The following is a 554-nucleotide window of genomic DNA, read 5'->3' as shown; positions in this document are numbered from 1 at the left end:
GTAATAGCTATAACGGGAATAAAAAAAACAAGGCTATCGATCATAATTATTATGCTTTTTTAGCCGTTAAATGAACATAATGTACTCCCAGCGGAATAAGAATCAGGACCATAATCGGATTCACCATTAACATTAAGAAGTTCTTGTAATCGATTACGCGCCCTACTCACACGGCTTTTAATGGTTCCAACAGCACACCCACAAATAGTTGCAGCATCTTCATAGGAAAATCCTGATGCCCCAATGAGAATAATGGCTTCTCTTTGATCAGCAGAAAGCAGATTTAAGGCTTTTTTAAAATCTTGCAAATCAAGGGATCCATATTGAGCAGGATGCACAGCGACATTTTGAGTAAACACGCCATCAGTATCTTGAACTTCCCGCCCCTTTTTGCGCATTTGACTATAAAATTCATTACGCAAAATCGTAAAAAGCCACGCTTTAAGATTGGTTCCCATCTCAAAACTGTCTTGCTTAGCCCATGCTTTCATAACAGTATCTTGGACCAAATCTTCGGCTTTATCGTGCTTGCCACTTAAAGAAACAGCAAAAGC

Annotated in this window: 1 protein-coding gene; it reads right to left on the bottom strand. The window is 39.0% G+C overall.

What is annotated here, in order from left to right:
* Positions 1-59: 59 nt before the first annotated feature.
* On the bottom strand, positions 60-554 hold a 495-nt coding region (locus tag ACFIO3_RS15420; protein ID WP_375704817.1), incomplete at its 5' end, for a sigma-70 family RNA polymerase sigma factor.

The sequence above is a fragment of the Bartonella sp. AD328YNZD genome (assembly GCF_042196425.1).
Note: the sequence above shows the minus strand (reverse complement) of the source record. Positions and strands in the feature narration are given on the sequence as shown.